The organism is Mesorhizobium sp. M1E.F.Ca.ET.045.02.1.1 (genome assembly GCF_003952485.1).
Classification (GTDB): domain Bacteria; phylum Pseudomonadota; class Alphaproteobacteria; order Rhizobiales; family Rhizobiaceae; genus Mesorhizobium.
The window spans coordinates 2830149-2854791 of sequence record NZ_CP034447.1 but is presented as its reverse complement, the minus strand read 5'-3'; the positions used below and the strand labels follow the sequence as shown (position 1 = coordinate 2854791).

The 24643-nt window shown below is 65.8% G+C and carries 23 protein-coding genes and 1 pseudogene; 18 read left to right on the top strand and 6 right to left on the bottom strand.

All coding sequences use genetic code 11. The annotated features are described in order from the left end of the window. The first annotated feature begins 19 nt into the window (after positions 1 to 19). Genes EJ070_RS13785 through EJ070_RS13775 form a run of 3 tightly spaced genes read left to right on the top strand, consistent with a single transcriptional unit; the run spans position 20 to position 2514 of the window. Positions 20 to 1216, top strand: coding sequence for a Tm-1-like ATP-binding domain-containing protein (locus EJ070_RS13785; RefSeq protein ID WP_126091847.1), 1197 nt, complete (start codon positions 20 to 22; stop codon positions 1214 to 1216). A gap of 12 nt (positions 1217 to 1228) precedes the next feature. After that, positions 1229 to 2083: a phosphoenolpyruvate hydrolase family protein gene (locus tag EJ070_RS13780; RefSeq protein ID WP_126091846.1), complete on the top strand. Its 855-nt coding sequence runs from the start codon at positions 1229 to 1231 to the stop codon at positions 2081 to 2083. 14 nt (positions 2084 to 2097) lie between these two features. Continuing rightward, a complete protein-coding gene (locus EJ070_RS13775) occupies positions 2098 to 2514 on the top strand; it encodes a cupin domain-containing protein (protein ID WP_126091845.1) in 417 nt (138 codons plus the stop codon). A gap of 193 nt (positions 2515 to 2707) precedes the next feature. Here the strand turns inward: EJ070_RS13775 and EJ070_RS13770 are convergent, their stop codons facing one another. Beyond that, the gene (locus EJ070_RS13770; RefSeq protein ID WP_126091844.1) at positions 2708 to 3898 is read right to left on the bottom strand and encodes a Xaa-Pro peptidase family protein; all 1191 of its coding nucleotides are present in this window, start codon (positions 3896 to 3898) and stop codon (positions 2708 to 2710) included. Positions 3899 to 4241: 343 nt separating this feature from the next. Between EJ070_RS13770 and EJ070_RS13765 the strand changes: the two genes are divergently transcribed. The 7 genes and pseudogenes from EJ070_RS13765 to EJ070_RS13730 all read left to right on the top strand — a co-directional run bounded on the left by EJ070_RS13765 (position 4242) and on the right by EJ070_RS13730 (position 10294). Continuing rightward, positions 4242 to 5852 carry an ABC transporter substrate-binding protein gene (locus EJ070_RS13765; RefSeq protein ID WP_126091843.1) on the top strand — a complete coding sequence of 537 codons (1611 nt, stop codon included), beginning with the start codon at positions 4242 to 4244 and terminating at the stop codon, positions 5850 to 5852. Positions 5853 to 6128: 276 nt separating this feature from the next. After that, positions 6129 to 7115, top strand: a complete 987-nt coding sequence (locus EJ070_RS13755; protein ID WP_126095747.1) for an ABC transporter permease — start codon at positions 6129 to 6131, stop codon at positions 7113 to 7115. Next, entirely contained in the window at positions 7112 to 7942 is an 831-nt protein-coding gene (locus EJ070_RS13750) for an ABC transporter permease (protein WP_126091842.1), read from the top strand. Before EJ070_RS13755 ends, EJ070_RS13750 begins: the two co-directional genes overlap by 4 nt. Continuing rightward, positions 7939 to 8166, top strand: a pseudogene (locus EJ070_RS37045) (ATP-binding cassette domain-containing protein); the annotation flags it as partial. The gene EJ070_RS13750 and the pseudogene EJ070_RS37045, both read left to right, overlap by 4 nt. 173 nt (positions 8167 to 8339) lie before the next feature. Beyond that, positions 8340 to 8951 carry an ABC transporter ATP-binding protein gene (locus tag EJ070_RS37040; protein WP_126091840.1) on the top strand — a complete coding sequence of 204 codons (612 nt, stop codon included), beginning with the start codon at positions 8340 to 8342 and terminating at the stop codon, positions 8949 to 8951. Continuing rightward, entirely contained in the window at positions 8948 to 9724 is a 777-nt protein-coding gene (locus tag EJ070_RS13735; RefSeq protein ID WP_126091839.1) for an ATP-binding cassette domain-containing protein, read from the top strand. The genes EJ070_RS37040 and EJ070_RS13735 overlap by 4 nt, the downstream gene beginning before the upstream one ends. Before the next feature lie 63 nt (positions 9725 to 9787). Next, positions 9788 to 10294 carry an L-2-amino-thiazoline-4-carboxylic acid hydrolase gene (locus EJ070_RS13730; RefSeq protein WP_126091838.1) on the top strand — a complete coding sequence of 169 codons (507 nt, stop codon included), beginning with the start codon at positions 9788 to 9790 and terminating at the stop codon, positions 10292 to 10294. On the opposite strand, the gene EJ070_RS13725 is transcribed toward EJ070_RS13730, so the two are convergent. After that, complete coding sequence (locus EJ070_RS13725) at positions 10291 to 10965, bottom strand: GntR family transcriptional regulator (RefSeq protein WP_126091837.1); 675 nt, start codon at positions 10963 to 10965, stop codon at positions 10291 to 10293. The two genes, EJ070_RS13730 and EJ070_RS13725, sit on opposite strands and share 4 nt — an antisense overlap. Before the next feature lie 133 nt (positions 10966 to 11098). Between EJ070_RS13725 and EJ070_RS13720 the strand changes: the two genes are divergently transcribed. The 8 genes from EJ070_RS13720 to EJ070_RS13685 all read left to right on the top strand — a co-directional run bounded on the left by EJ070_RS13720 (position 11099) and on the right by EJ070_RS13685 (position 19854). Next, positions 11099 to 11686 (top strand): amino acid synthesis family protein, encoded by a 588-nt coding sequence (locus EJ070_RS13720; RefSeq protein ID WP_126091836.1) that lies wholly within the window; start codon positions 11099 to 11101, stop codon positions 11684 to 11686. Then, a complete protein-coding gene (locus EJ070_RS13715; RefSeq protein WP_126091835.1) occupies positions 11679 to 13466 on the top strand; it encodes an alpha/beta fold hydrolase in 1788 nt (595 codons plus the stop codon). The genes EJ070_RS13720 and EJ070_RS13715 overlap by 8 nt, the downstream gene beginning before the upstream one ends. Beyond that, the gene (locus EJ070_RS13710; RefSeq protein ID WP_126091834.1) at positions 13463 to 14500 is read left to right on the top strand and encodes an LLM class flavin-dependent oxidoreductase; all 1038 of its coding nucleotides are present in this window, start codon (positions 13463 to 13465) and stop codon (positions 14498 to 14500) included. The genes EJ070_RS13715 and EJ070_RS13710 overlap by 4 nt, the downstream gene beginning before the upstream one ends. A 12-nt stretch (positions 14501 to 14512) precedes the next feature. Next, complete coding sequence (locus EJ070_RS13705) at positions 14513 to 15985, top strand: aldehyde dehydrogenase (protein WP_126091833.1); 1473 nt, start codon at positions 14513 to 14515, stop codon at positions 15983 to 15985. 66 nt (positions 15986 to 16051) lie between these two features. Continuing rightward, entirely contained in the window at positions 16052 to 17056 is a 1005-nt protein-coding gene (locus EJ070_RS13700) for an ABC transporter substrate-binding protein (protein ID WP_126091832.1), read from the top strand. 59 nt (positions 17057 to 17115) lie between these two features. After that, entirely contained in the window at positions 17116 to 17976 is an 861-nt protein-coding gene (locus EJ070_RS13695) for an ABC transporter permease (RefSeq protein WP_126091831.1), read from the top strand. A gap of 1 nt (position 17977) precedes the next feature. Beyond that, positions 17978 to 18778, top strand: a complete 801-nt coding sequence (locus EJ070_RS13690) for an ABC transporter permease (RefSeq protein ID WP_126091830.1) — start codon at positions 17978 to 17980, stop codon at positions 18776 to 18778. Then, the gene (locus EJ070_RS13685; RefSeq protein ID WP_126091829.1) at positions 18775 to 19854 is read left to right on the top strand and encodes an ABC transporter ATP-binding protein; all 1080 of its coding nucleotides are present in this window, start codon (positions 18775 to 18777) and stop codon (positions 19852 to 19854) included. The genes EJ070_RS13690 and EJ070_RS13685 overlap by 4 nt, the downstream gene beginning before the upstream one ends. A gap of 25 nt (positions 19855 to 19879) precedes the next feature. Here EJ070_RS13685 and EJ070_RS13680 read toward each other — a convergent pair whose 3' ends face one another. The 4 genes from EJ070_RS13680 to EJ070_RS13665 form a co-directional block, all read right to left on the bottom strand. Beyond that, positions 19880 to 20665 (bottom strand): DeoR/GlpR family DNA-binding transcription regulator, encoded by a 786-nt coding sequence (locus tag EJ070_RS13680; protein ID WP_245464874.1) that lies wholly within the window; start codon positions 20663 to 20665, stop codon positions 19880 to 19882. Between the two features lie 118 nt (positions 20666 to 20783). Beyond that, positions 20784 to 22085, bottom strand: a complete 1302-nt coding sequence (locus tag EJ070_RS13675) for an FAD-binding oxidoreductase (RefSeq protein WP_126091828.1) — start codon at positions 22083 to 22085, stop codon at positions 20784 to 20786. Between the two features lie 2 nt (positions 22086 to 22087). Beyond that, a complete protein-coding gene (locus EJ070_RS13670) occupies positions 22088 to 23464 on the bottom strand; it encodes a glutamine synthetase family protein (RefSeq protein WP_126091827.1) in 1377 nt (458 codons plus the stop codon). 409 nt (positions 23465 to 23873) lie between these two features. Continuing rightward, positions 23874 to 24635, bottom strand: coding sequence for a glucose 1-dehydrogenase (locus EJ070_RS13665; RefSeq protein ID WP_126091826.1), 762 nt, complete (start codon positions 24633 to 24635; stop codon positions 23874 to 23876). Positions 24636 to 24643: the final 8 nt, after the last annotated feature.

Below are 24643 nucleotides of genomic sequence, written 5' to 3'. Positions count from 1 at the left end.
GAGACAACGGGGAACGCCAATGAAGCGCATCTACGTGGTCGGCACGGCCGACACCAAGGGTGAGGAGCTTGCCTTCCTAGCCGACGCAGTCGCCGCTGCCGGCGGCACGGCCGCCCGCGTCGACATCGGCACGCGCGGCGCAACCGTGCCGGTGGATGTTCCGGCAAGCGAGGTCGCGGCGCATCATCCGGATGGAGCCGGCGCGGTTCTCGGCATCGACGATCGCGGCACCGCCGTTGCCGGCATGGGCGTCGCGTTTGCCCGCTTCATCCAGTCCCGCGACGACGTCGCCGGCGTGATCGGCATCGGCGGCGGCGGCGGCACCTCGATCATCACCGCCGGCATGCGCGCGCTGCCGCTCGGCCTGCCGAAGATCATGGTTTCCACGCTCGCTTCCGGCGACACCGCGCCTTATGTCGACGTCTCCGACATCGTCATGATGCCGTCGGTGACCGACATGGCCGGCCTCAACCGGCTGTCACGCGTCGTGCTGCACAACGCCGCCCAGGCGATATCGGGCATGGCCGCGAGGCCCGCACCAATCGCCGCCGGCAAGCCGGCGCTGGGCTTGACCATGTTCGGCGTCACCACGCCATGCGTGACGGCAATCGTCGAGCGGTTGCGCGCCGACTATGACTGCATGGTCTTCCACGCCACTGGCACCGGCGGTCGCTCGATGGAGAAGCTCGCCGACAGCGGCCTGCTCGCCGGCGTCATCGACATCACCACCACCGAAGTCTGCGATCTCCTGTTCGGCGGCGTGCTGCCAGCGACCGAGGATCGCTTCGGCGCGATTGCCCGCACCAAGCTGCCCTATGTCGGCTCGGTCGGCGCGCTCGATATGGTCAACTTCTGGGCGCCGCCAACCATCCCCGAAAAATATCGTGGACGCCTGTTCTACGAGCACAATCCAAACGTGACCCTGATGCGCACGACGGCTGAGGAGTGCCGCCGGATCGGCGAATGGATCGGCGGCCGCCTCGCCAACTGCGACGGCCCGGTCCGCTTCCTGATCCCGGAAAAGGGCGTATCGGCGCTCGACATCGAAGGCGGCGCTTTCTTCGACCCGGAAGCCGACGCAGCGCTTTTCGAGGCGATCGAGCGCACCATCAAGCCGACCAGGAACCGCACCGTGACGCGCCTGCCGCTGCACATCAACGATCCCGCGTTCGCCAAGGCCGCCACCGAGGCCTTCCTCGACATTGCCAAGAAGTGAGACCCGACAAGCATGGCCGCCATTCCGCGCAAGGAAATCCTGGAGAAGTTCCGCAAGATGATCGCCGACGGCGTGCCGATCGTCGGCGGCGGCGCCGGCACCGGCCTGTCGGCCAAGGCCGAGGAGGCCGGCGGCATCGACCTCATCATCATCTACAATTCCGGCCGCTACCGCATGGCCGGACGCGGCTCGGCGGCCGGCCTGCTCGCCTATGGCAACGCCAACGAGATCGTCAAGGAAATGGCCTATGAGGTGCTGCCGGTGGTGAAGAAGACGCCGGTGCTGGCCGGCGTCAACGGCACCGATCCCTTCGTCATCATGCCGCTGTTCCTGGCCGAGCTGAAGATGATGGGCTTTTCCGGCGTGCAGAATTTTCCGACCATCGGCCTGTTCGACGGCACCATGCGCCAGAGTTTTGAGGAGACCGGCATGGGCTTCGGCCTCGAGGTCGACATGATTGCCAAGGCGCACGAGCTCGACCTGCTCACCACGCCTTACGTCTTCAACCCCGACGAAGCGCGCGCCATGACAAAGGCCGGCGCCGACATCATCGTCGCCCATATGGGCGTCACGACGGGCGGCTCGATCGGCGCGACCTCTGCGAAGTCGCTCGATGCTTGCGTGACGGAAATCGACGCCATTGCCGAGGCCGCGCGTTCGGTGCGCAAGGACGTCATCCTGCTGTGCCACGGCGGGCCGATCTCGATGCCCGACGACGCGCGCTACATTCTCGAGCGCTGCGAGGGACTGCACGGCTTCTACGGCGCAAGCTCGATGGAGCGATTGCCGGCCGAGGCGGCGATCGCCAGGCAGACGGCGGATTTCAAGGCCGCGGCAGTCGGCAAAGCGAACACCGCCAGCAACTAGGGAGGGATGAGGCAATGGCCGACAAGAGCAAAGTATTCGTCTACCCGAAGGATGTCAGCGCCTTCGGCTTCGACTGGGGCAGGCTGGCGCTCACCGTCGCGCCGGAAGTGAACGGCGCCGCCCGCTTTTCCGGCGGCGTCGTCGACCTGCCTCCAGGCAAGGGCCACACCCGGCACAACCATCCGGGCGCGGAGGAGATCATCTTCGTCATCTCCGGTAATGGCGAGCAGATGGTCGAGGACGAGAAGGGCAATCCGGTGGTCGCGAAGGTCGGTCCCGGCTGCACCATCTACGTACCGGAAAGCCGCTTCCACTCGACGCTCAACACCGGCGACCAGCCGATGCAGCTTTTCGTCGTCTATTCGCCGGCCGGCCCGGAGCTCGTGCTGCGGGAACTACCGGATTTCAGGCTGCTGCCGGCGGGACAGTGATAAGTTGATTCTTCTGTCAGGGCAGCGCTGCCCCTCATTGTCCTGCCGGACATTTCTCCCCGTAAAGTGACGGGGAGAAAGACGCTTTCATTCGCCAATTTTCAATGCCGACCTGACAGCGGCTCCCTTCTCCCCGTCCAGGACGGGGAGAAGGTGCCGGCAGGCGGATGAGGGGTAGCGCCAACCTTCCGCTTTATGAAGCCCCGCCCCTGTTCCACCCCCGCCCGCGGTCGCCGAACATCACATAGCCGGCATCGGTCACCGCTACCGTGTCCTCCAGCTTGATGAAGCCGCGCGTCGGGTGGAGCATCGTCGTCTCGACCGAGAGCACCATGTTCTTTTCCAGCGGCTTTGCCGCGTAGGTGCCTTCGTAGGCGACCGGATGGTTGGTCATCAGGAACGGCGCCTCATGGGTGATCAGCCCCATGCCGTGGGCGAAGAAATCTGTGTAGGCCGCGACCTTCGAGGCCTTCAGCACGCTCTCGGCATGGGCGATCATGTCGCCGCCGAGCGTGCCCGGCTTCACCTTGGAGAAGGCCGCCTGCTGCACCGCCTCGACTTCGGCCAGCAGATCCTCCAGCTCGGCATCCGGCTCGCCAAGCACGCCCATACGGCAAAGGTCGCCGATATAGCCGTGATAGTTGCCGCCGGAATCGATCGACAGCACCTCGCCCTTCTTCCACGCCTGGTCTGAGGCGGCGCGGTTGTGGCTGGAGCCCAGCGTCAGCAGGCAGTATTCGAAATGCGCGCCGCGATTGGTCTCCTCGCGCCTGAGCTGCTCGATGATGTCGGTCTTGGTCGTGCCCTCACGCGCCCGGGCAATAGTCGCCAGCATGGAATCGGTGATCAACTCGGAGGCGATGCGCAGTTTCTCGAGTTCCGCTTCGGTCTTGATCGCGCGCATGGTCTCCAGCATGCCGGTCGCGTCGATGAGCTTGGCGTCCGGCAGCGCCCTGCGGATCAGCGTATAGGCGTCCGAAGGCAGGAAGCCCGGCTCGATGCCGATGCGGGCAGCCTGCTTGCCGATCTTCTGCAGATGTTCGACGGCAAGGTTGGCGGCGTCGAGCGTGCCCCAGCAGGCGGCATGCAATGTCGGCGTCCAGAACGGATGGTTCTGGTGCTCGCCGCCTTCCATCCGGTTGCCGATATAAGCGGCGTGCTCCGGCCCGCCCTTTTCATAGAGGACGATCGGCAGATAGCGGCTGTGGCCGATCGCATCCATCGCCGCGAAAAAGATGAACTTGTAGCCGCCGAGCAGGTACTGCGTGTTGTGCTTGGAAGTGGTGAAGAGCACGTCGATGCCGGCCTCCTCCATCAGCCGGTCTACCCGCGCCTGATCGAACGGGATACTGCTGACGTCGGCCTTGCCCGGAGCGATGTTCATCTGCCTCTCCCTGAATTTTCCGGCCGCTGCAGCGGCCAATCTTTTTGAACGGTTGGTTGTCGGTCAAATCTGCATCTTTTTGACCACTCTGGTCCAGCCAGAATTGGCAGAGCATTGCCAATTCAACCTAGCCGAAAGGCTCGTAGGAGCTATTCTCTTTAATCTGGTCTTACCAGATTGCCGCGCCCACAGCCCGAAATATAACTGGTCCAGCGGACGAAAATTTCAAAGCCAAGCCAGCATGCGCCAAATCCGTCTCTGGCGAAACCTTTGCCAAGGGCCATAATCCCGCTCATTTCGAGGTTGCCCGTGCCTGCCGCGGGTGAAGAGGGGAGTTTGAGCGATGTCCGAATTGACGATTTCACGCCGCGGCCTGCTTGCCGGTTCGGCGCTGCTTCTGGCCTCGACCGCGCTGCCGACCATCGGCATGGCGCAGACGCCGAAGAAGGGTGGCAGGCTGATCGTCGCCGCCGACTCCGAGCCGCGCAACCTCAACCCCGCGATCGTCGCCTCAAACGGCGTCTTCTTCATTTCCAGCAAGGTCGTCGAGACCCTGGCCGAGGCCTCCTTCGACGGCAAGGATGGGCTTGAGCCGCGGCTCGCGCTCTCCTGGGAAGGTGCGGCGGACGGGCTGTCGGTGACCTTCAAATTGCGCGACGGCGTCAAATGGCATGACGGCAAGCCCTTCACCTCCGCCGACGTCGCCTTCTCGGCGCTGCAGATCTGGAAGCCGCTGCAGAATCTCGGCCGCACCGTGTTCAAGGACCTTGCTGCGGTCGACACGCCCGATGATCTCACCGCCGTATTCAAATTCGCCAAACCGACGCCGCTCCAGCTCATCCGCAACGCTCTGCCGGCGCTGTCGAGCGTCGTGCCGAAGCATGTCTACGAGAACGGCAAGATCGAGGACAATCCTGCCAACAACGCGCCGGTCGGCACCGGTCCGTTCAAATTCGCCGAATACAAGGCCGGCCAGTACTATCGGCTGGCGAGAAACGACGACTATTGGGGCAAGGACGAGCCCTATCTCGACGAGATCGTCTATCAGGTTCTCCCCGATCGTACGTCTGCCGCCGCGGCGCTCGAGGCGGAAGAGATCCAGCTCGCCGCTTTTTCCGCCGTGCCGCTCGCCGATCTCGACCGCATTTCCAAGGTGCCGGGCCTCAAGGTCGTCACCAAGGGCTATGAGGGGTTGACCTACCAGCTCGTCGTCGAGATCAATCATCGCCGCAAGGAGCTTGCCGATCTCAAGGTGCGACAGGCGATCGCCCATGCCATCGACAAGGACTTCGTCGTCAGGACGATCTTCCTCGGCTATGCCGCGACCGCGACCGGCCCGGTGCCGAAGAACGATCCGCAGTTCTACACCGCCGACGTGCCGACCTACCCCTTCGACGTCGCCAAGGCCAACGAGATGCTGGACGAGGCCGGCTACAAGCGCGCGGACGACGGCAAGCGTTTTGCGCTGAAGCTGCTGCCGGCGCCCTACTTCAACGAGACGAAACAATTCGGCGATTATCTGCGCCAGGCGTTGGCCGCGATCGGCATCGACGCCGAGATCGTCAACAACGACTCCGCGGCCCACATCAAGGCTGTCTACACCGACCATGCCTTCGACCTCGCGGTCGGCCCGCCGGTGTTCCGCGGCGATCCGGCGATCTCGACCACAATCCTGGTGCAGAGCGGCATTCCGGACGGCGTGCCTTTCTCCAACCAGGGCGGCTACAAGAACGCCGACCTGGACGCGCTGATCGCGAAAGCCTCGGAGACGCTCGACACCGCCGCCCGCACCGAGCTCTACAAGGAGTTCCAGAAAAAGGTCGCGGCCGACCTGCCGCTGATCAACGTCGCCGAATGGAGCTTCATTTCCGTCGCCCGAGACACCGTCGGCAACATCGCCGACAACCCGCGCTGGGCGGTGTCGAACTGGGCGGACACCTATTTGGAATCGTGACACACTCAGGCGGATGAGAGTTCGCAATAGAATGGGAACTTGGCCAAAGGCCGAGTTCCCGCCCACCCCCCTCTGTCCTGCCGGACATCTCCCCCGCAAGGGGGGAGATCGGATTTCATCTCGGCCTTCGCCAATCTCCAACGCTGTCCCGCGGCAGGAGGGGTGCCGTCGGCGACGCTGCCAATCTCCCCCCTTGCGGGGGAGATGTCCGGCAGGACAGAGGGGGGTGCCTGGGCGCGACATTTCATATTGTCGCCTCATGTGGCCGAGACGCGCATGACGCGCGCCCTCACCCTTCTTCGCCGCCGTCTCGTCGGCAGCGTCTTCGTTCTCCTCATCGTCATCATCGGCAGCTTCCTGCTGCTCGAGGCAGCACCCGGTGATGCGGTCGACGCCTATATCGTCTCGACCGGCGGCGACGCCGGCATGATCGAATTGCTGCGCCACCGCTGGGGCCTCGATCAGTCGGAACTGACGCGCCTCGCCAACTACCTCTGGGCATTGCTGCATCTGGACCTCGGCCAGTCCGTCACCTTCTCGCGACCTATCCGCGACGTCATCCTCGAACGCCTGCCGACAACGCTCATCCTGATGGGCAGCGCCACCGCGCTCTCCTTCGGCCTCGGCTCGGCGCTCGGCATCTATGCCGGCGCCAGACCGGGCGGCTTCCGCGACCGTTTGCTTTCGATCGGCTCGCTGGCGCTCTACGCCGTGCCCGGCTTCTGGCTCGGCCTTGTGCTGATCGTCGTCTTCGCCGTCGACCTGCGCTGGCTGCCGATCGGCGGCATCGAGACCATCGCATCGGCCAAGACCGGGCTGGCACGGGCCGCCGACGTCGCCACCCATCTCGTGCTGCCGGTGGCGGCGCTGGGCTTCATCTATCTCGCGCTTTATCTGCGCATGATGCGCGCCGGCATGGCGGAAGCCTGGCGTCAGGATTTTATCCTCGCCGCCCGCGCCAGGGGCCTGGCGCGCCGCCGCATCGTGCTTGCGCATGTCGCCCGCAACGCGCTCTTGCCTCTGGTCACCATGCTCGGCCTGCAATCGGCGCAGATGCTCGGCGGCAGCGTCGTCATCGAAAGCGTCTTTGCCGTTCCCGGCCTCGGCCGGCTGGCGCAGGAAGCCGTCGCCGGACGCGACACGCCGCTGCTGCTCGGCATCATTTTGGTCAGCGCCGTTCTCGTCGTCGTCATCAATCTCCTTGTCGACCTCGCCTACGCCTTCCTCGATCCACGCGTCGGCGCCAGCGAGGCCGGCCTATGAGCCGGTTACGCCGCATCTTCCGCACGCCGGAAGCGGTTGCCGGCGCGGCAATCCTCGCCTTGCTCGTCGCCATGGCGCTGGCGGCGCCGCTACTTTTCCCGCGCGATCCGCAGGCGATCGCCGGTCCGGCGCTGCTGCCGCCGTTCCAGGACTGGTCGCTGCCGCTCGGCACCGACCGGCTGGGCCGCGACGTGCTGGCCGAGCTGTTTCACGGCGCCCGCACCTCGCTGGCCGTCGGCTTGGCGGCCGCCGCCGCGGCGCTGCTCATCGGAGCTGTGATCGGCACGCTGGCTGGCTTTGCCGGAGGCCTCGTCGACGAAGTGCTGATGCGTGTCACCGACGCCTTCCAGACCGTGCCGAGCTTTCTTCTCGCGCTGGCTCTCGTCAGCATCGTCGGCCCCTCGCTCGGCGTCGTCGTGGCCGCTATCGCGCTCGGCGCTTGGACCGGCCCTGCTCGCGTTGCGCGCGCGGATGTGCTGTCGATCCGCGAGCGCGATTATGTCGCCGGCGCCCGCGTCATCGGCATGCATCCGTTGGAAATTGCCTTTCGCGAGGTGCTGCCCAACGCCTTGCCGCCGGTGTTGGCGCTGTCCTCGGTGATCGTCGCCGCGGCGATCCTCACCGAGGCCGCGCTTTCCTTCCTCGGCCTCGGCGACCCCAACCGCGTCACGTGGGGCGGCATGATCGCCGAGGGCCGAGCGGTGCTGCGCACCGCGCCTTTTCTGTCGATCATTCCGGGCGTGGCACTCGTGCTGACCGTGCTCGGCGTCTATCTCGCCGGAGAAGGCGTGGTCGAAAGCACCGCGGTACGCAGGAGCCTGTCATGACGGCGCTGCCGTCGATCCGCGATCTGACGGTGCGCTACCGTCGCGACAACATCGAGGTGGCGGCGCTGAACGGCATCAGCCTCGATGTTGAAGCAGGCGAGCGGCTGGCGATCATCGGTGAAAGCGGTTCGGGCAAAAGCACGCTGGCGCTGGCGGTGGCGGGGTTGCTGGCGAGGTCAGCCCTTGTGGGCGGAGCGATCGAATGGCCAACAAGCCGATTACAGAGGCCTCGTTCCTTCGCACCCCCCTCTGTCCTGCCGAACATCTCCCCCGCAAGGGGGGAGATTGGCAGTTCCACTGCCGGCCCTCTCGCTGCGACGCAGGAGATTGGCGAAGGCGGAGATGACGACCTAATCTCCCCCCTTGCGGGGGATATGCCCGGTAGGGCAGAGGGGGTGTGACGGAACGCCGATTATCCGCGATTGGCGATAACAACATCCCCCTCCTCGGCCGCGACATCGGCTTCGTCTTCCAGGACCCCGCCTCCAGCCTCGACCCCGTCATGCCGATCGGCAAGCAGATCGCGGAAGTTGCGCATACCCATCTCGGCCTGACCTGGCCTGAAGCCTATGCCAAGGCCAAAACCCTGCTCGAACGCGTCCGCCTCCCCGACCCAGAATCCGCGCTGCGCGCCTATCCGCACCAGCTTTCCGGCGGCCAGAAGCAGCGCGTGGCGATCGCGGCGGCAATCGCGGCCGGACCGAAACTGCTCATCGCCGACGAGGCGACCAGCGCGCTCGACACCATCGTGCAGGCCGAGATCGTCGCCTTGATCCGCCAATTGGTGGCGGAGGACGGCATGACGCTGCTCTTCATCAGCCACGACATTGCGCTCGCAGCCACGCTTGCCGAGCGCATCGCGGTGCTGCGCCGTGGCGAATTGGTGGAGTTCGGCGAGACTCGCCAGACTATCGAAGCGCCGCGCCATGCCTACACCCGCGCGCTGCTCGATGCCCATCTCGGCCTCGACGCCGAGCCGCTGCTTGACCGGCAGGGCGCTTCGGCATGAGCGTGCTGGCCGTCTCCAATCTCACCAAACGCTATCGGCGCGGCGGCAAGCCTTTTGCGGCGGTCGACGACGTTTCCTTCGAGATCGGGCCGGGCGAGACGCTCGCGCTCGCCGGTCCGTCGGGCAGCGGCAAGTCGACCATCGCGCGGCTGGTGCTGCGGCTGATCGAGCCTGACGCCGGGCGTATCGAGTTCGAAGGCGCGGACTTCCTTTCGCTCTCAAGCGGTGCGCTGCGCGCTCGCCGCGCCCGTCTGCAAATGGTGTTCCAGGATCCGCACGCCGCCTTCAACCCGCGCGCCACGGTGGCGCGCGTGCTGGATGATCCCCTGCGCATCCACGGCATCGCCTCGCGCGCCGAGCGCCCTCGCCGCATCGCCGCGCTTCTGGAGCGCGTCGGTCTGGACGCCGGCCTCGCCAGACGCGCCATCCACGAGATTTCCGGCGGACAGCGGCAGCGCGTGGCGATCGCCCGCGCCATCGCCACGCGGCCATCGCTCATCGTGCTGGACGAAGCGGTATCGGCGCTCGACGTATCGGTGCGCGGGCAGATCCTGGAATTGCTGCTCGACCTGCAAAGACAGGAACGGATCGCCTATCTCTTCATTTCGCACGACCTCGGCGTCATCCGCGCCGTCGCACATCGCGTCGTCATCCTCGATGCCGGCCGGGTTGCCGAGAGCGGCGATGCCCGCACCGTGATCGCGTCGCCGCAATCGGCGATCGGCAAGGCGCTGGTGGCGGCAACGCCGAGACTAGACGGGACCCGACCATGATCCCGCAAAGTGGGACCCGGTTTGCGGACAAGATCATGGTCAAGCAGTAAATCAGGACGCATCATGACCGACCCCGCAACCAGAGCCGAAAAACTGTCGCGTGAGCTCGATTCCGCCTTCCGCAACCGGGCCGATCTCTATCGCCTCTTCCTGGATGAGCTGACCACCGAGCTAGGCGCTGAGAAGGCCGAGGCGGTCATGATCCGCACCATCGAAAAGCGCGGCCGGGAGGTCGCTGCGACGGCCTTCGCCGGCTTCGGCCCCAACGACGCGCTGGCGATCGGCGAGGCGTTCCTCGCCGTAAGCCCGGATGGCGGTCGCATGTACCCGACCCATGTCGAGCACGGACCGGACCACATCGCCTTCAAGGTGAAGCGCTGCCCGCTGAAAGATGCCTGGGTCGAGGCCGGTGTCGGCGAGGAAAAGCTCGCCACGCTCTGCCGCATCGCCGGCGCCTTCGACCGCGGCCTGTTCGAAGCGACCGGCGTGCGCTTCGCCAACGTCACCTGGACGCCAGGCCACGGCTCCGGTTGCTGCCACATCGCGCTGACCAACCGGGACACAGTCTAACCATTCGGCTGCAGCGCCGTGCGGGCGATCTTCCACGCGGACTCGACATGCCGCCGCGCCGCCGCTTCGGCCTCCTCGGGCTTGCGCGCCCTGATCGCATTCATGATCGCGTTCATTTCGGCGATCGCCGGCTCGCGCCGGTTCGCCGAGGCGATCGTCATCGAGCGCAGCTGGTTGATGCGCACGTTGAGCCCGCTCACGATCTCCCAGGCGACGCGCTTGTCCGCGGCTTCAAACAGCGCTTCGTAGAACTTCGTCGTCGCGCGCATCACCGCCGGCGGCTTGCCCGAGGCCCAGGCTTCGAAGAGCTCGCTGAGAGCATGCTCCAGTATCGCTAGTTGCCCATTGGTTGCCGACAGCGCGCAGGCGCGCGCCGCGATCCCTTCGAGAAGAGCCCTGAGCTCGTAGATCTCGTCAGTGCGGCCGAGATCCGGCCGCGCCACCGCCGGCCCGTGTCCGGGGATCATCTGCACGAGTCCCTCGGCCTCCAATTGCCGCAAGACCTCGCGCACGACTGAGCGGCTGACGCCGAGCTGGTCGCAAAGCGGCCGCTCGACCAGCCTTTCGCCGGGCTGGAAATGAAAATCCATTATGGCCTCGCGCATGCGCTCGAGAGCCAATGTTCTCAAGGTCTTGGCGCTGCGATCGATGCGAAGGGTGTCGTCCTGCATGTGCTTGCTCCCTGCGTCGCCACAAAAACAGATTCCATGGCCGGTTGACAAGGTATTTGGTGCTCCATAGTATGGTATACCATAAGACACAGAAGGTGACGCTATTCCGCAGCGCCGCTCGACAGAGGTTTCCATGCAGCCGGCCATTCGCAAGATCGTCACCTACACCGAAAACACGCTGATCGAAGGCGGCAAGGCGGCGCCCAGGCCGCTGCGCCTGATCGGCGTCGCCGCAGTGCTGACGAACCCCTGGGCAGGACGCGGCTTCACCGAGGATCTTTCGCCCGAAATCCGCGCCTGTGCGCCGGTGCTGGGAGAGACCCTGACCCGTGAGATCCTTGCCGTCGCCGGCTCGGGCGAGGCGATCGAGGGCTACGGCAAGGCCGCCATCTGCGGCACGTCGGGTGAGATCGAGCACGCCTCGGCCCTGATCCACACGCTGCATTTCGGCAACCACTATCGCCGCACCGTCGGCGCCAAGACCTATCTTGCCTTCACCAATCTGCGCGGCGGGCCGAACACGCCGATCATGATCCCGCTGATGGACAAGAATGACGAAGGCCGGCGCTCGCACTATCTGACCGTGCATTTCCAGATAGGCGACGCGCCGGCGCCGGACGAGCTGGTGGTAGCGCTTGGCGCGTCCATCGGCGGCCGTCCGCATCACCGCATCGGCGATCGCTATCAGGATCTCAAGGAAGTGGGCGACCTGCATGGCTGACGCCGTCGCAGCTGAGTGGACTGAGGGTACCGCGCCCGACGGCACCAGCTTCATCCGCGCCGGATCGGGCGCGCCGGTGCTCTTCATTCACGGCGTCGGCATGAACGCGGCGATCTGGCGGCCGCAGATCGAGCGGATGGCGGATCGCTGGGACGTCATCGCCATCGATATGCTTGGTCATGGCCGCTCGCCGTTGCCGCCGCAGACACCGGAACTGGCCGACTATGCTGGGCAGGCGATCCGGCTGCTCGATCATCTCGGCTTAAAAAGCGTGTCGGTCGTCGGCCACTCCATGGGCGCGCTCGTCGCGCAGGAGCTTGCTCTGCTCGCGCCGGAGCGCGTCGGCCGCATCGTCTCGCTCAACGCCGTGTTCCGCCGGCCGCCTGAACTCGCCGATGCCGTTCGCGAGCGCGCCGCCGCGCTCACCGGTCGCGGCGACGCGGCAGGCGCTGCGCAGACCATCGCGCGCTGGTTTGGCGATCCGGTTCCGGCCGGACTCACCGCGGCGGCCGAGAAGACGGCGGCGGCGCTGGGCGAGGTCGACCCCGAAGGCTATGCCCGCACCTACCGCCTATTCGCCCGTGCCGATGCCGACCACGCCGAGCGCCTGCCGACGCTGGCCGTGCCGGCCCTGTTCATCACCGGCTCGGAAGACAAAAACTCCTCGCCGGCGATGTCGGCCGCCATGGCCAGGCTCGCGCCGCATGGCCGCTGCACCGTGCTGCCTGGTGAAAGGCATATGATGGCGGTGGCGGCGCCTGATCTGACCACACGCCACATCGCCGACTTCCTTCAGGAACGCGAAGTCGCGGAGGCGGTCACCGATTTCGACAGTGGCGAGTTCCGGCGCGCGCTCGGCTCCTTCCTGACCGGCGTCACCATCGTCACCACCATCGGTCTGGAAGGCGAGCCGCGCGGCTTCACCGCCAACTCCTTCACCTCGGTATCGCTCGATCCGCCGCTGGTGCTCGTCTGCATCGCCCATAAGGCGCTGGGGCACCCGGTGTTCGCGACCTCGAAGAGCTTCGCCATCAATATCTTGAACGAGGGCCAGAAAGCGGCCTCCGGCATCTTCGCCTCGAAAGCGCCGGACAAGTTCGCCTCGGTCGACTGGCGCCCGGGACAGACCGGCAGCCCCATTCTGGACGGCTCGGTCGCCTGCTTCGACTGTGACATGGAGCGGCTGGTCGACGCGGGGGATCATTCGATCCTCATCGGCCGTGTCCGCGATTTCCAGCACAATTCCGCGCAGCCCCTCGGCTATTGCCGCGGCGCCTACATCACGCCCGGCCTCAGCCAGGAGGCGCTCGCCGCCGCCCAGCCCGGCACCGATGTCGGCGCCATCCTCGAGAATGGCGGCCGCATCCTGTTTCTCGAAACGGCGGATGGCTTCCTTGACCTGCCGCGTGGCCGGGGCCTTGGCTCGGCAAGCGACGGCAAGAGCCTCAACGGACTTCTTGCCGCAAAGGCCATCGAGGCCCATCTCGGCTTCCTGTACGCCGTCTGGGACGATGCAGGCAACGCTTCGCGCACCCATGTCTACTATCGTGGCACGTTCGATGTGCCGGCGTCGAGCGATCGCGGCATTCGGCTGATCGACATCGACGCGATCGACGGGTTGAAGATCGCCGACCCGGCGATTCGCTCGATGCTGGCCCGTTATGTGCGCGAATGCACTGAAGATGCATTCGGCGTCTATGTCGGCAACGAACTCGAAGGCGAAGTGCGGCCGCTCGCTCGGGCCGAAGTCGCTTCGCTCAATCCAGGTGACCAGGGATGAAGTTCTCGCTCTTCGTGCATATGGAACGCTCGGATCTCGCCAAGCCGCATTCGGAGCTGCTGGACGAGCTGGGAGAGCTGGTGCTGCTCGCCGAAGAGGCCGGTTTCGAGACGGCCTGGATCGGCGAGCATCACGGGATGGAATTCACCATCTCGCCCAATCCGTTCATCAACATCGCCTATCTGGCGGCCAAAACGAACCGCATCCGCCTCGGCACCGGAACCATCATCGCGCCCTTCTGGCACCCCATCAAGCTTGCGGGCGAGGCGGCCATGACCGACCTCGTCACCGGCGGCAGGTTGGATGTCGGCATCGCGCGCGGCGCTTACAGCTACGAATATCAGCGCGTCTTCCCGGGGCTCGATGCCTGGGGCGCCGGCCAGCGCATGCGCGAGATCATACCCGCAATCCGCGGCCTCTGGGACGGCGACTACGAGCACGCCGGCGAGTTCTGGCAGTTCCCGCCGACCACCTCCTCGCCCAAGCCCTTGCAGAAACCCTACCCACCGATCTGGGTGGCTGCCCGCGACCCGAACTCGCACGACTTTGCCGTCGCCAACAGATGCAAGGTGCAGGTGACGCCGCTGGCCTCCGGCGACGACGAGGTCGCAAGCCTGATGCAGCGCTTCAACGCCGCCTGCGCCGCGCATCCGGACATCGAACGGCCGGAGATCATGCTTTTGATGCACACATTCGTCGCCGAGAATGCGGCCGACGCCGATCGGCTCAGCCAGGATCTATCGACCTTCTACTGTCAGTTCGGCGCCTGGTTCCAGAACAAGAAGCCGGTGCATCAGGGCATATTGGAGCCGCTGACCGCCGACGAGATTGCCGCCATGCCGCAATACGCGCCGGACAAGATGCGCCAGAACCTGGTGATCGGCGAGGCGGATGAGGTGATCGGCCGGCTGAAGGCCTACGAGACGCTCGGCTACGACCAGTACTCGATCTGGATCGACAGCGGCCTTTCGCACGAGCGCAAGAAGAAATCTCTGCAACTGTTCATCGACCGGGTGATGCCGGCCTTTATCTGATCGCGAGCCTCCATGACCGACGCTCTTTTCAGGAACTTCATCGACGGCCGCTTCGACGAGCCGTCCGCGACCTTCGACAGCATCGATCCGTCGACCGGCGCGCCTTGGGCGAAGATGCCGGCGGCGACCGAAGTCGACGTCGACCGCGCCGTCGAGGCGGCGCACCGCGCGCTGCGCTCCGGACCTTGGGCGTCGATGACGGCAACCGCGCGTGGCAAGCTGCTGGTGAAACTCGGCGATCTCGTCGCCGCCAATGCCGGGCGCCTGGCCGAGCTGGAGACGCGCGACACCGGCAAGATCATCCGCGAGACCCGCGCCCAGATCGCTTATGTCGGCGACTACTACCGCTACTATGGTGGGCTCGCCGACAAGCACGAAGGCGCGCATGTGCCGATCGACAAGGCGGATCTCGACGTCACCATCCGCCGCGAGCCGATCGGCGTCGTTGCCGCGGTGGTGCCGTGGAACTCGCAGCTCTTCCTCTCGGCGGTCAAGCTCGGTCCGGCGCTGGCCGCCGGCTGCACGGTGGTGCTCAAAGCCTCCGAGGACGGCCCGGCGCCGCTGCTCGCCTTTGCCGAGTTGGTCAGCGAAGCCGGCTTTCCAGCCGGCGCTGTCAACATCCTCACCGGCTTCGGCCAGGAATGCGGGCGGCGCCTGACCAGCCATCCGCTGGTCTCGCGCGTCGCCTTCACCGGCGGCCCGTCGACGGCGCGCGCCATCGTCAGGAACACGGCGGAGAACCTCGCCTTTACGACGCTTGAGCTTGGCGGCAAAAGCCCCGTCGTCGTCTTCGCCGACGCCGATCTCGACAGCGCCGCCAATGCGGTCGTCGCCGGTATCTTCGCCGCGACCGGGCAGAGCTGCGTCGCCGGCTCGCGGCTGCTCATCGAGCGTTCGGTGAGGCAGGAGTTCCTCGGTCGGCTGAAGCAAAAAGCCGAAGCGATCCGCATCGGCGACCCACAGGATCCGGCCACCGAAATGGGGCCTTTAGCCACGCTGCGCCAGCGCGACTGGATCGAGAAGGTCGTGGCCGAGAGCCTCGCCGCGGGCGGCACGCTCGTGACCGGAGGCAAGCGCCCGGACATCGGCGCGGGCTTCTACTACGCGCCGACCATCATCGATGCCGGCGACATCAACCTGCCCTGCGTGCGCGAGGAACTGTTCGGCCCGGTGCTCAGCGTGCTTGCCTTCGACACCGAGGCCGAGGCGCTCGCGCTCGCCAATGACACGCCCTTCGGCCTCGCCTCCGGCGTCTTCACCTCCAATCTCGGCAAGGCGCACCGCATGGCGCGCGACATCCATGCCGGCGTCGTCTGGGTTAACACGTACCGGGCGGTCTCGCCGCTCGTGCCCTTCGGCGGCTACGGCCTGTCGGGCCTCGGCCGCGAAGGCGGGCTGGACGCCATCCGCGATTACACGCGCTCGAAATCGGTCTGGATCAAGACCTCGGACGAGCCGATCCCTGATCCCTTCGTCATGCGCTGAGAACGGCATGACGAGGATGCACTGACAAGAACAAGAAACGGAACAGAGAAATCAGAGGAGAATGACATGAAACTGATCTTAGCCGGCGTTCTCGCCGGACTGCTGGCGGCAACCGCCGCCAAGGCCGACGAAATGGTGTTCACCAGTTGGGGCGGCACCACGCAGGAGGCGCAGACCAAGTCCTGGGCGGAGCCGTTCGCGGCCTCGTCCGGCATCAAGGTGCTGCAGGACGGCCCGACCGACTACGGCAAGCTGAAGGCCATGGTCGACGCCAAGAACGTCACCTGGGACGTCGTCGACGTCGAGATGGACTTCGCCATCAAGGCGGCGAAGGACGGATTGCTCGAGCCGATCGACTTCGCCGCCGTGCCGAAGGCCGATCTCGACCCGCGCTTCAGCAACGAGCACGCCGTCGGCAGCTTCTACTATTCCTTCGTTCTCGCCTGGAACAAGGGCACCGTTTCGGGCGAACCGACGGGCTGGGCCGACATGTTCGACACCAAGAAGTTTCCCGGCAAACGAACCTTCTACAAATGGTCGGCGCCGGGCGTGATCGAGATCGCGCTGCTCGCCGACGGCGTGCCCGCCGACAAGCTCTACCCGCTCGACCTCGACCGCGCCTTCAAGAAGCTCGACACCATCAAGTCGGACATCGTCTGGTGGGGTGGTGGCGCCGAGTCGCAGCAGCTCATCGCTTCGGGCGAGGCTGCCTTCGGCCAGCTCTGGAACGGACGTGTCTTCGCGCTGGAGAAGGACGGCGCCGATGTCGGCGTCTCCTGGAACCAGAACCTCACCGCCGCTGACGTTCTCGTCGTCCCGAAGGGCGCCAAGAACAAGGACAGCGCCATGAAGTTCCTCGCCGCCGCCACCAGCCCGACCGGCCAGGCGAAGTTCGCCGAAGCGAGCGGCTACGCGCCGATCAACACCAAGGCCAAGGCCGAGATGGCCGCGGACGTGGTCAAGGGCCTGCCCGACGCCCATGTCGACGGCCAGATCAATCTCGACATGAACTACTGGGCCGAGCATCGCGACGAGATCGCCACGCGCTGGTACGCCTGGCAGACCAAGTAGCCGCCATGACAAGAGCGGGGCGCGGCAACAGCGCCCCGCTTGAAAGACGGGACGTTTCCATGACGGGAACTGCTTTCAGACGCCAATCCTTTGCCGGCCTGCCGGCCGGCAGCGGCGGCGCCTTGCCGGCCCTGACGCTGGTCGGCCTGTTCTTCATCGTGCCGGTGGTCGCCTTGCTGCTGCGCAGCGTCACTGAGCCTGAGCCCGGGCTGCAGAACTACGCCGCCCTTTTCGGCAGCGGCACCTATGTACGGGTGTTCCTCAACACTTTTCTCGTCGCCGCCGTCGTTACGATCGTTACTATCGTCGTGGCGTTTCCTGTCGCATGGATGCTGGCGATCATGCCGCCGGCGCTCGGCTCGGTCGTCTTCGGCATCATCATCCTCTCGATGTGGACCAATCTGCTGACCCGAACCTATGCCTGGATGGTGCTGCTGCAGCGTACCGGCGTGATCAACCGTGCCTTGATGAGCCTCGGCATCATCCATGAGCCGTTGCCGCTCATCAACAATCTGACCGGCGTCACCATCGGCATGGTCTACATCATGCTGCCCTTCATGATCCTGCCGCTGGTCGGCACGCTGCGCGCCATCGACCCGATGACGCTGCGCGCCGCAGCCCTTTGCGGCGCAAGCCCTCTCCAGGCCTTCCGCCGCATCCTGCTGCCGCTGTCGCTGCCCGGCATCGCCGCCGGCGGGCTGATGGTCTTCGTCATGTCGCTCGGCTATTTCGTGACGCCTGCGCTGCTCGGCGGCACGTCGAACATGATGCTCGCCGAGATGATCGCCCAGACGGTGCAGTCGCTGCTCAACTGGGGGCTGGGCAGCGCGACCGCCTTCGTGCTGCTTGTCGTCACCATGGCGCTCTATGCGATCCAGCTTCGCCTCGTCGGCGCCCGACGTCTGGCCGGAGGGCTCTGAGATGCTGCTCGATTACGACCGGCTTGGATGGCTGCGCGCAGCACTTGCCGGCTTCACCGCGCTGGTCGCCGCTTTCCTCCTGCTGCCGGTGGTCTTCATCGTCCTTTTGTCGTTCGGCTCGTCGCGCTGGCTGGCCTTCCCGCCGCCCGGCTGGACGCTGAAATGGTACCAGGAATTGCTGGCCGACCCGGCCTGGATCGACGCGGCGCTGACCAGCGCGCGCATCGCTGCGATGGCCGCAATCTTGTCGGTGCTGATCGGCTTGCTTGCATCCTTCAGCCTGGTCAGGGGCGAGTTTCCCGGGCGGCAATTGCTGCGCGGATTGCTGCTGACACCGATGGTGCTGCCGGTCGTGGTCTTCGCCATCGCCATCTACGCCTTCTTCCTGCGCATCGGCCTTGCCGGCACCACGATCGGCTTTGTCATCGCCCACACCATCCTGGCGCTGCCCTTCGCCATCATTCCGATCGCAACCGCGCTCGAAGGCTTCGACAAATCCATCGAGGACGCGGCGATCGTCTGCGGCGCCAGCCCGCTGCATGCGAGGCTGAGGATCACGCTGCCCTCGATCCGCATCGGCATCTTCTCGGCCGCGATCTTTTCCTTCCTCGCCTCGTGGGACGAGGTGGTGGTGGCGATCTTCATGGCAAGCCCCACCTTGCACACCTTGCCGGTCAAGATATGGTGCAGCCTGCGCGCCGACCTCAGCCCGGTCGTCGCCGCCGCCTCCAGCCTGCTCGTCGGCCTCACCTTATGCCTGATGATCGTGACCGCACTCCTTCGCAGAAAACTGTCCAGATGACCCGGCCATTCCTCTCCATACGCGCGGTGAGAAAGACGTTCGGCGGCTTCGTCGCCGTCCATGACGTCACCATCGACGTGCCCAAGGGCGAATTCCTGACGTTCCTGGGACCCTCGGGTTCCGGCAAGTCGACGACGCTCTATGCGATCGCCGGTTTCCAGGACCCGACCTCCGGCGACGTGCTGCTTGAAGACAAGTCACTGCTCGCAGTGCCTTCCCACAAACGCAACATCGGCATGGTCTTCCAGCGCTACACGCTGTTCCCGCATCTGAGCGTTGCCGAGAATGTGGCGTTTCCGCTGCGCGTGCGCCGCAGGCCGGACAGCGAGGTGAAGCGCAAGGTCGCCGACATGCTCGCGCTGGTGCGCCTCGACAGTTTCGCCGACCGCTATCCGGGCGCGCTGTCGGGTGGCCAGCAGCAGCGCGTGGCGCTTGCCCGCGCGCTCGCCTACGATCCGCCGATCCTTCTGATGGACGAGCCGCTGTCGGCGCTCGACAAGAAGCTGCGCCAGGAAATCCAGGCCGAGATCCGCCGCATCCACCACGAGACAGGCGTCACCATCCTCTATGTCACGCACGACCAGGAGGAGGCTCTGCATCTTTCCGATCGGATCGCCCTGTTCAGGAGCGGACGCATCGCGCAGATCGGCACCGGCGAGGACCTCTATCTGAGGCCCGCGAACGAATTCGTCGCCGGCTTCATCGGCAATTCCAATTTCTTGGCCGTCGAGCATCTCGAAACCGAGAATGGCGCTGCCGTGGTGCGGCTGTCCGATGGCTCGATCGTCAAGGGTGTGAAAGCGACCCACAAGCTCGACCGCGGTCAGAAGGCCAGGCTGATGGTGCGGCCGGAAGCCTTCCGCCTGGCGGGAGTGCCGGGAAACGCGTCGCTCGCCGTCGAGATCGTCGACGCCGCCTTCTTCGGTGACCGCCGCCGCGTCGTGGCGCGCACCGCGTCGGGCGACGAGATCGACGTCAGGCCGACCTCGGACGCCGCGGAGCCGGACAGCGCCGATGCCGCTTCGGGCCGGCAGATCTTCTTCGATCCCGCTTCGGCATTCCTGTTTCCGGCTTGAAGTCCGATTGGCTGCGCCGGCTCCGTCAGCCGGCAAAGACGTGAAGCTCGGCGCCCGCCTCCTCGATCGCGGCGCGGAGTTCCGGCGCCGGCTCGCTGTCGGTGACGACATCGGAAAGCTCACTCAAAGCGCAGACCCGTTCTAGGCTGCTGCGGCCGAACTTGTCGTTGGTGACGACCAGCATCGTCGACAGCGATCGCGCCATCATCGCCCGCTTCACCGCCGCCGCGCCGGAGATCATATCGCTCGGCCCTTCGGCATTCACGGCCGAAGCGCCAATGATGGCGATGTCGGCATTGTAGCGGTGTACGAATTCGACCGTGTCCTCACCGAGCACGGCGGCCTCGCGGCTGTCATAGGTGCCGGGGCAAAGGATCACGCGAAAGCCCGGATTGGCGCCGGCAACCGAGGCGACACCGATGGAGTTGGTGATGATCGTGAGTTCCCGGCCGAGCAGGGAGAGGCCGCGCGCGACCTCGTAGGTGGTCGATCCGCCATCGATCATCACGATGCCGCCTTTCTCGATCAGGCCGGCAGCGCCCCGCCCGATGCGGGCGCGCTCCTCGACCATGGTGAGGCCGCGTTCGGCGATCACCGGCTCGGACGTCATCAGCGAGATCGTCGCGCCGCCATAGGTGCGGTTGATCAGCCCGGCCTCGCCGAGCTCGATGAGATCGCGGCGGATGGTCTCGCCGGCGACTCCGATGCGCCGGGCGAGCTTGGAGATGCGGATCGATGCCGAGCGCCTGACCTCCGACAGGATAAGCTCGTGTCGCTGCTTCTTGGTCAGTTTGCCCGGCTCGATATTCATCGCTCTTCCTTTGCCGCGACCCTGTCACCGACCCACAATGACGAACGCCAACCGCGCCGGGATTCATCCCCGGCGCCAGGACATTAGCCATGCCGACGCGGCCGGGAAAGCCGGCGCATCAATGCCTCAGCCGGTCGCGCATGGCGTACCACAACATGCCCAGCACATAGAGCGGCCCGCGCAACGCGGTGCCGCCTGGGAACGGCAGTGGCGTCAGCGTCGAGAACAGGTCGAGCCGCGAGGCGTCGCCCGTGATCGCTTCCGCGAGCAGCTTGCCCGACAGCGTCGACAGGATGACGCCCTTGCCGGAATAGCCATGCGCGAAATAGACCTCGCCATAGTGCCCGACATGCGGCAGGCGCGATGTCGTCACCGACACCAGGCCGCCCCAGGCGTGATCGATCCGGCAGCCCTTGAGCTGTGGAAAGGTCTTTTCCATATGCGGCCGAACGAAGCCGGCGATATCGGCCGGCGGCGACGGCGTATAGCGCTCGCCGCCGCCGAACAGCAGGCGGCCGTCCGCCGACATGCGGTAGTAGTTGACCACGAAGAGCGTGTCGGAAACCGCGACATTGGACGGGATGACATTGCGTTCGCCCTCCAGTGGTTCGGTGGCGACGATGTAGTTGCCGATCGGCATGATGCGGCTGTTGACGCGCGGCTCCAGTCCCTCGAGCAGCGCATCGCCTGCCAGCACGACATGCCGGGCGCGGACCGAGCCCTTGTCGGTGAACACGCGGATGGACGGCTCGCGCTCGAGGCGCACCGCAACCGAGTTCTCGTGGATGGCAACACCTGCGGCGGAAGCGGCGCGCGCGAGGCCCAGCGTGTAGTTCAGCGGGTGCATGTGGCCGCCGAGCTTTTCGAAGGATGCGCCGTGATAGGGCGTGTCGACCATTCGCCGCGCCTCCGCCGCCGACAGGATCTCGACATGCGGAAAGTTCATCACCTTGGCGAGGCACTCGGCCTCCTCCTCGAAGTCTCGCATGTCCGAGCCGTTGACCGCGCCGACCAGATGACCGGTCAGGCGAAGATCGCAGTCGATGCCGTGGCGCTCGATGATGTCGAGCACCAGACCCCGCGCCTCGAAGGCGAGGTCGAACAGCGCCTTCGCCCGTTCCGGTCCGAACGCCTTGACCAACCCCTTGGCGCCCTTGCGAAGGCCGGGGATCATCTGGCCGCCATTGCGCCCTGATGCGCCCCAGCCGATCTTGCCGCCTTCGAGCAGCACCACTTTCAGGCCGCGTTCGGCGGCATGAAGCGCCGCCGACAAACCTGTGCAGCCGCCGCCGACGACCACCAGGTCAGCTTCGACATCGCTGGCGAGCGCCGGATGGTCCGGCGCCGGATTGGCGGTGGCGACATAGTAGGATTTGCCGATATCGAGACCGGAATTGAAACCCGTCGAACTGGAAGCCATAGTCACACCTTGAGCAGCAGATGGTCGCGTTCCCACGCCGTCACCACGGTCTGGAACAGGTCGAGCTCGACGCTCTTCACGCGCAGATAGGTCTGGGAGAAATCCTCGCCGAGCAGCGCCCGCACCGGCTCGCAGGCAGCGAAGCGGTCGAGCGCTTCCTCCATGGTTTTCGGCAGCGTGCTCTGGCTGCGATAGGCATTGCCGGAGGCCTCCGGCGAGCGGGCAAGCTTCTCCTCGATGCCGAGATAGCCGGCGATCAGCGAGCCGGCCATGGCCAGATACGGATTGGCGTCGGCGCCGGGAAGCCGGTTCTCCACCCGCCGCGCCGCGCGCCCGCCCATCGGCACGCGCAGGCCGCAGGAACGGTTGTCGTGCGACCATTCGATATTGGCCGGCGCGCTGTGCCCGGGCCGGATGCGGCGATACGAGTTCACGTTGGGCGCGAACAGCGGCATCACCTCCGGGATGTATTTCTGCAGGCCGCCGATGAAGTGCGCGAACATCTCGCTGTCCTCGCCGTCTTTGCCGGCGAACAAGGGCTCGCCGCTCTCGTCGACGATCGACATATGCAGGTGCATCGAGCTGCCGGCCTGCGCCGCGATCGGTTTCGCCATGAAGGTGGCGTGCATGCCGTTCGCCTGCGCCGCCTGCCGCGCAATACGTTTGAACAGCAGCGCCTTGTCGGCCAGCGCCAGCGGATCGCCATGCAGGAAGTTGATTTCCAACTGCGCCGTGCCGGATTCATGGATCAGCGTGTCGAGCGGCAACCCAGCCGCCGCCGAATGCGCATAGATGCGTTGGATAACCGGCTCGAACTCCTCCAGCGCCTGCATGTCGTAAGGATGCTGCACGTTTTCCGGACGGCCGTTGCGCCCAACCGGCGCGGTCAGCGGCCGGTCCGGATCGGGGTTTGGCGCCGTGAGATAGAATTCCAGCTCCGGCGCCATCACCGCGCGCCAGCCGCGCCGACGGTAGAGATCGAGCACGGCCCGCAGCACATGGCGCGGCGAGGCCATCCATGGCCGGTCGTCCATGTGGAATGTGTCGGCAAAGACATAGGCCTTGCCGGCGCCGGCGCCCGGCGCATGGCAAAGCGTCGACAGGTCCGGCACCATGCGCATGTCGGGGTCCTGATAGGCAAAGCCCTCATCGATGGAGCCGGAATAGCGGCCGTCGATGGCGACCAGGAAGGCACTGCTCGGCAGGCAAAGCGCCCGGTCCTCGAGCGACTTGAGGAACTTGGCCGCCGGCAAGGCCTTGCCGCGCAGCACGCCGTTGACGTCGGGCACGAGGCATTCGACCTCGTTTATCCCATGCGTTGTCAGCCAGCTTTGCGGATCGGCGCTGCTGGAGGGTGAAAAGTCCTGTTTATCAAGCATCGGTCATGTCCGTACGAAGGAGAGATCGCTTCGGCGGGCACGTCCGTTCCGGGCAGATGTTTATGTAAGCTGCGCTATCCGAAGGACGCCCGCCTGATGGCCGGCCCGGAGGCCGGATTGAGCGTCCTCGCTACCCCTTCGGTCCAACCATCACGAACGACATGCGAGCCGACCTTGGTCTCCTCCGCGCGTTGCAAATTCTCGTGCCGGCAGCAGCGCATGATCAGTGATATCCCGCCGAAGCGCGGTTTCTTGCGGCCGGAATTGAAAACGGCCGAGAGCGGGAGAGCCTTTTTGCCACTTGTACGGCAAGCCTCGTCTAGGAACCTGACCTATGGTTTGACCGATCGTTGCTTCCGGCGCAAGCACGCTTCGCCGAACAGGCTCATCGCACTTCCGGGCCGGCGCCTCAGCCGATGCTCTCGCCACCGTCCACGACCAGCGCCTGGCCGGTCATGAAGGACGAGCGGTCGGAGACGAGGAACAGGATCGCTTCGGCGATCTCCTGCGCGCTCGCCCAGCGCCCCATCGGGATCTTGGTGCGGACATAGTTTTCGATCGCATCGCGCCCGCCCATCTGGGCGATGAACGGCTCGTTGAACGGCGTGTCGACCCAGCCCGGGCAGAGCGCGTTGATGCGCACATTGTGCTTGGCGTAGTCGAGCGACATCTGCCTGGTCATCGCCACCACGGCGTGCTTCGACGTGGCGTAGGCGATCATCTCGCGATCGTAGAAAACGCCGGAATTCGAAGCGGTGTTGAGGATGACGCCGCCGCCCTGCGCGATCATCGCCGGCATTACCGTCTTGGCAGCGAGGAACTGGGCCCGCACATTGATCCGCCACGAGGCGTCCATGCCGTCGGTGCTCACTTCGGTCAGCGTGCCGCCGACCTGGATGCCGGCGTGGCTGTGCAGGATGTCGATCCGGCCATGCTTGTCCAGCGTTCCCGCGATCAGACCCTCGACCGCCGTGTCGCTGCCTACATCGGCGGCGACCGCTTCGGCGCGGCCGCCGGCTTGGCGGATGTCGGACGCGGTGGCTTCGCCGGCCGTCCGGTCCCGGTCGGCGATCACCACGACCGCCCCCTCGCTTGCCATGATCATGGCGCCGGCGCGCCCGATGCCCGACCCCGCGCCCGTCACCACGGCGATGCGATCTTTCAAAATCATGGATTTGT

Bases quoted from the DNA above. Each gene is read 5' to 3' on its own strand.
- EJ070_RS13695 (WP_126091831.1), top strand. From the start codon at position 17,116: ATGACGGGAACTGCTTTCAGACGCCAATCCTTTGCCGGCCTGCCGGCC.
- EJ070_RS13775 (WP_126091845.1), top strand. From the start codon at position 2,098: ATGGCCGACAAGAGCAAAGTATTCGTCTACCCGAAGGATGTCAGCGCC.
- EJ070_RS13705 (WP_126091833.1), top strand. From the start codon at position 14,513: ATGACCGACGCTCTTTTCAGGAACTTCATCGACGGCCGCTTCGACGAG.
- EJ070_RS13675 (WP_126091828.1), bottom strand. From the start codon at position 22,085: ATGGCTTCCAGTTCGACGGGTTTCAATTCCGGTCTCGATATCGGCAAA.
- EJ070_RS13750 (WP_126091842.1), top strand. From the start codon at position 7,112: ATGAGCCGGTTACGCCGCATCTTCCGCACGCCGGAAGCGGTTGCCGGC.
- EJ070_RS13680 (WP_245464874.1), bottom strand. From the start codon at position 20,665: ATGAATATCGAGCCGGGCAAACTGACCAAGAAGCAGCGACACGAGCTT.
- EJ070_RS13780 (WP_126091846.1), top strand. From the start codon at position 1,229: ATGGCCGCCATTCCGCGCAAGGAAATCCTGGAGAAGTTCCGCAAGATG.
- EJ070_RS13785 (WP_126091847.1), top strand. From the start codon at position 20: ATGAAGCGCATCTACGTGGTCGGCACGGCCGACACCAAGGGTGAGGAG.
- EJ070_RS13755 (WP_126095747.1), top strand. From the start codon at position 6,129: ATGACGCGCGCCCTCACCCTTCTTCGCCGCCGTCTCGTCGGCAGCGTC.
- EJ070_RS13765 (WP_126091843.1), top strand. From the start codon at position 4,242: ATGTCCGAATTGACGATTTCACGCCGCGGCCTGCTTGCCGGTTCGGCG.
- EJ070_RS13685 (WP_126091829.1), top strand. From the start codon at position 18,775: ATGACCCGGCCATTCCTCTCCATACGCGCGGTGAGAAAGACGTTCGGC.
- EJ070_RS13665 (WP_126091826.1), bottom strand. From the start codon at position 24,635: ATGATTTTGAAAGATCGCATCGCCGTGGTGACGGGCGCGGGGTCGGGC.
- EJ070_RS13670 (WP_126091827.1), bottom strand. From the start codon at position 23,464: ATGCTTGATAAACAGGACTTTTCACCCTCCAGCAGCGCCGATCCGCAA.
- EJ070_RS13725 (WP_126091837.1), bottom strand. From the start codon at position 10,965: ATGCAGGACGACACCCTTCGCATCGATCGCAGCGCCAAGACCTTGAGA.
- EJ070_RS13700 (WP_126091832.1), top strand. From the start codon at position 16,052: ATGAAACTGATCTTAGCCGGCGTTCTCGCCGGACTGCTGGCGGCAACC.
- EJ070_RS13720 (WP_126091836.1), top strand. From the start codon at position 11,099: ATGCAGCCGGCCATTCGCAAGATCGTCACCTACACCGAAAACACGCTG.
- EJ070_RS13710 (WP_126091834.1), top strand. From the start codon at position 13,463: ATGAAGTTCTCGCTCTTCGTGCATATGGAACGCTCGGATCTCGCCAAG.
- EJ070_RS13770 (WP_126091844.1), bottom strand. From the start codon at position 3,898: ATGAACATCGCTCCGGGCAAGGCCGACGTCAGCAGTATCCCGTTCGAT.
- EJ070_RS13735 (WP_126091839.1), top strand. From the start codon at position 8,948: ATGAGCGTGCTGGCCGTCTCCAATCTCACCAAACGCTATCGGCGCGGC.
- EJ070_RS13690 (WP_126091830.1), top strand. From the start codon at position 17,978: ATGCTGCTCGATTACGACCGGCTTGGATGGCTGCGCGCAGCACTTGCC.
- EJ070_RS13730 (WP_126091838.1), top strand. From the start codon at position 9,788: ATGACCGACCCCGCAACCAGAGCCGAAAAACTGTCGCGTGAGCTCGAT.
- EJ070_RS13715 (WP_126091835.1), top strand. From the start codon at position 11,679: ATGGCTGACGCCGTCGCAGCTGAGTGGACTGAGGGTACCGCGCCCGAC.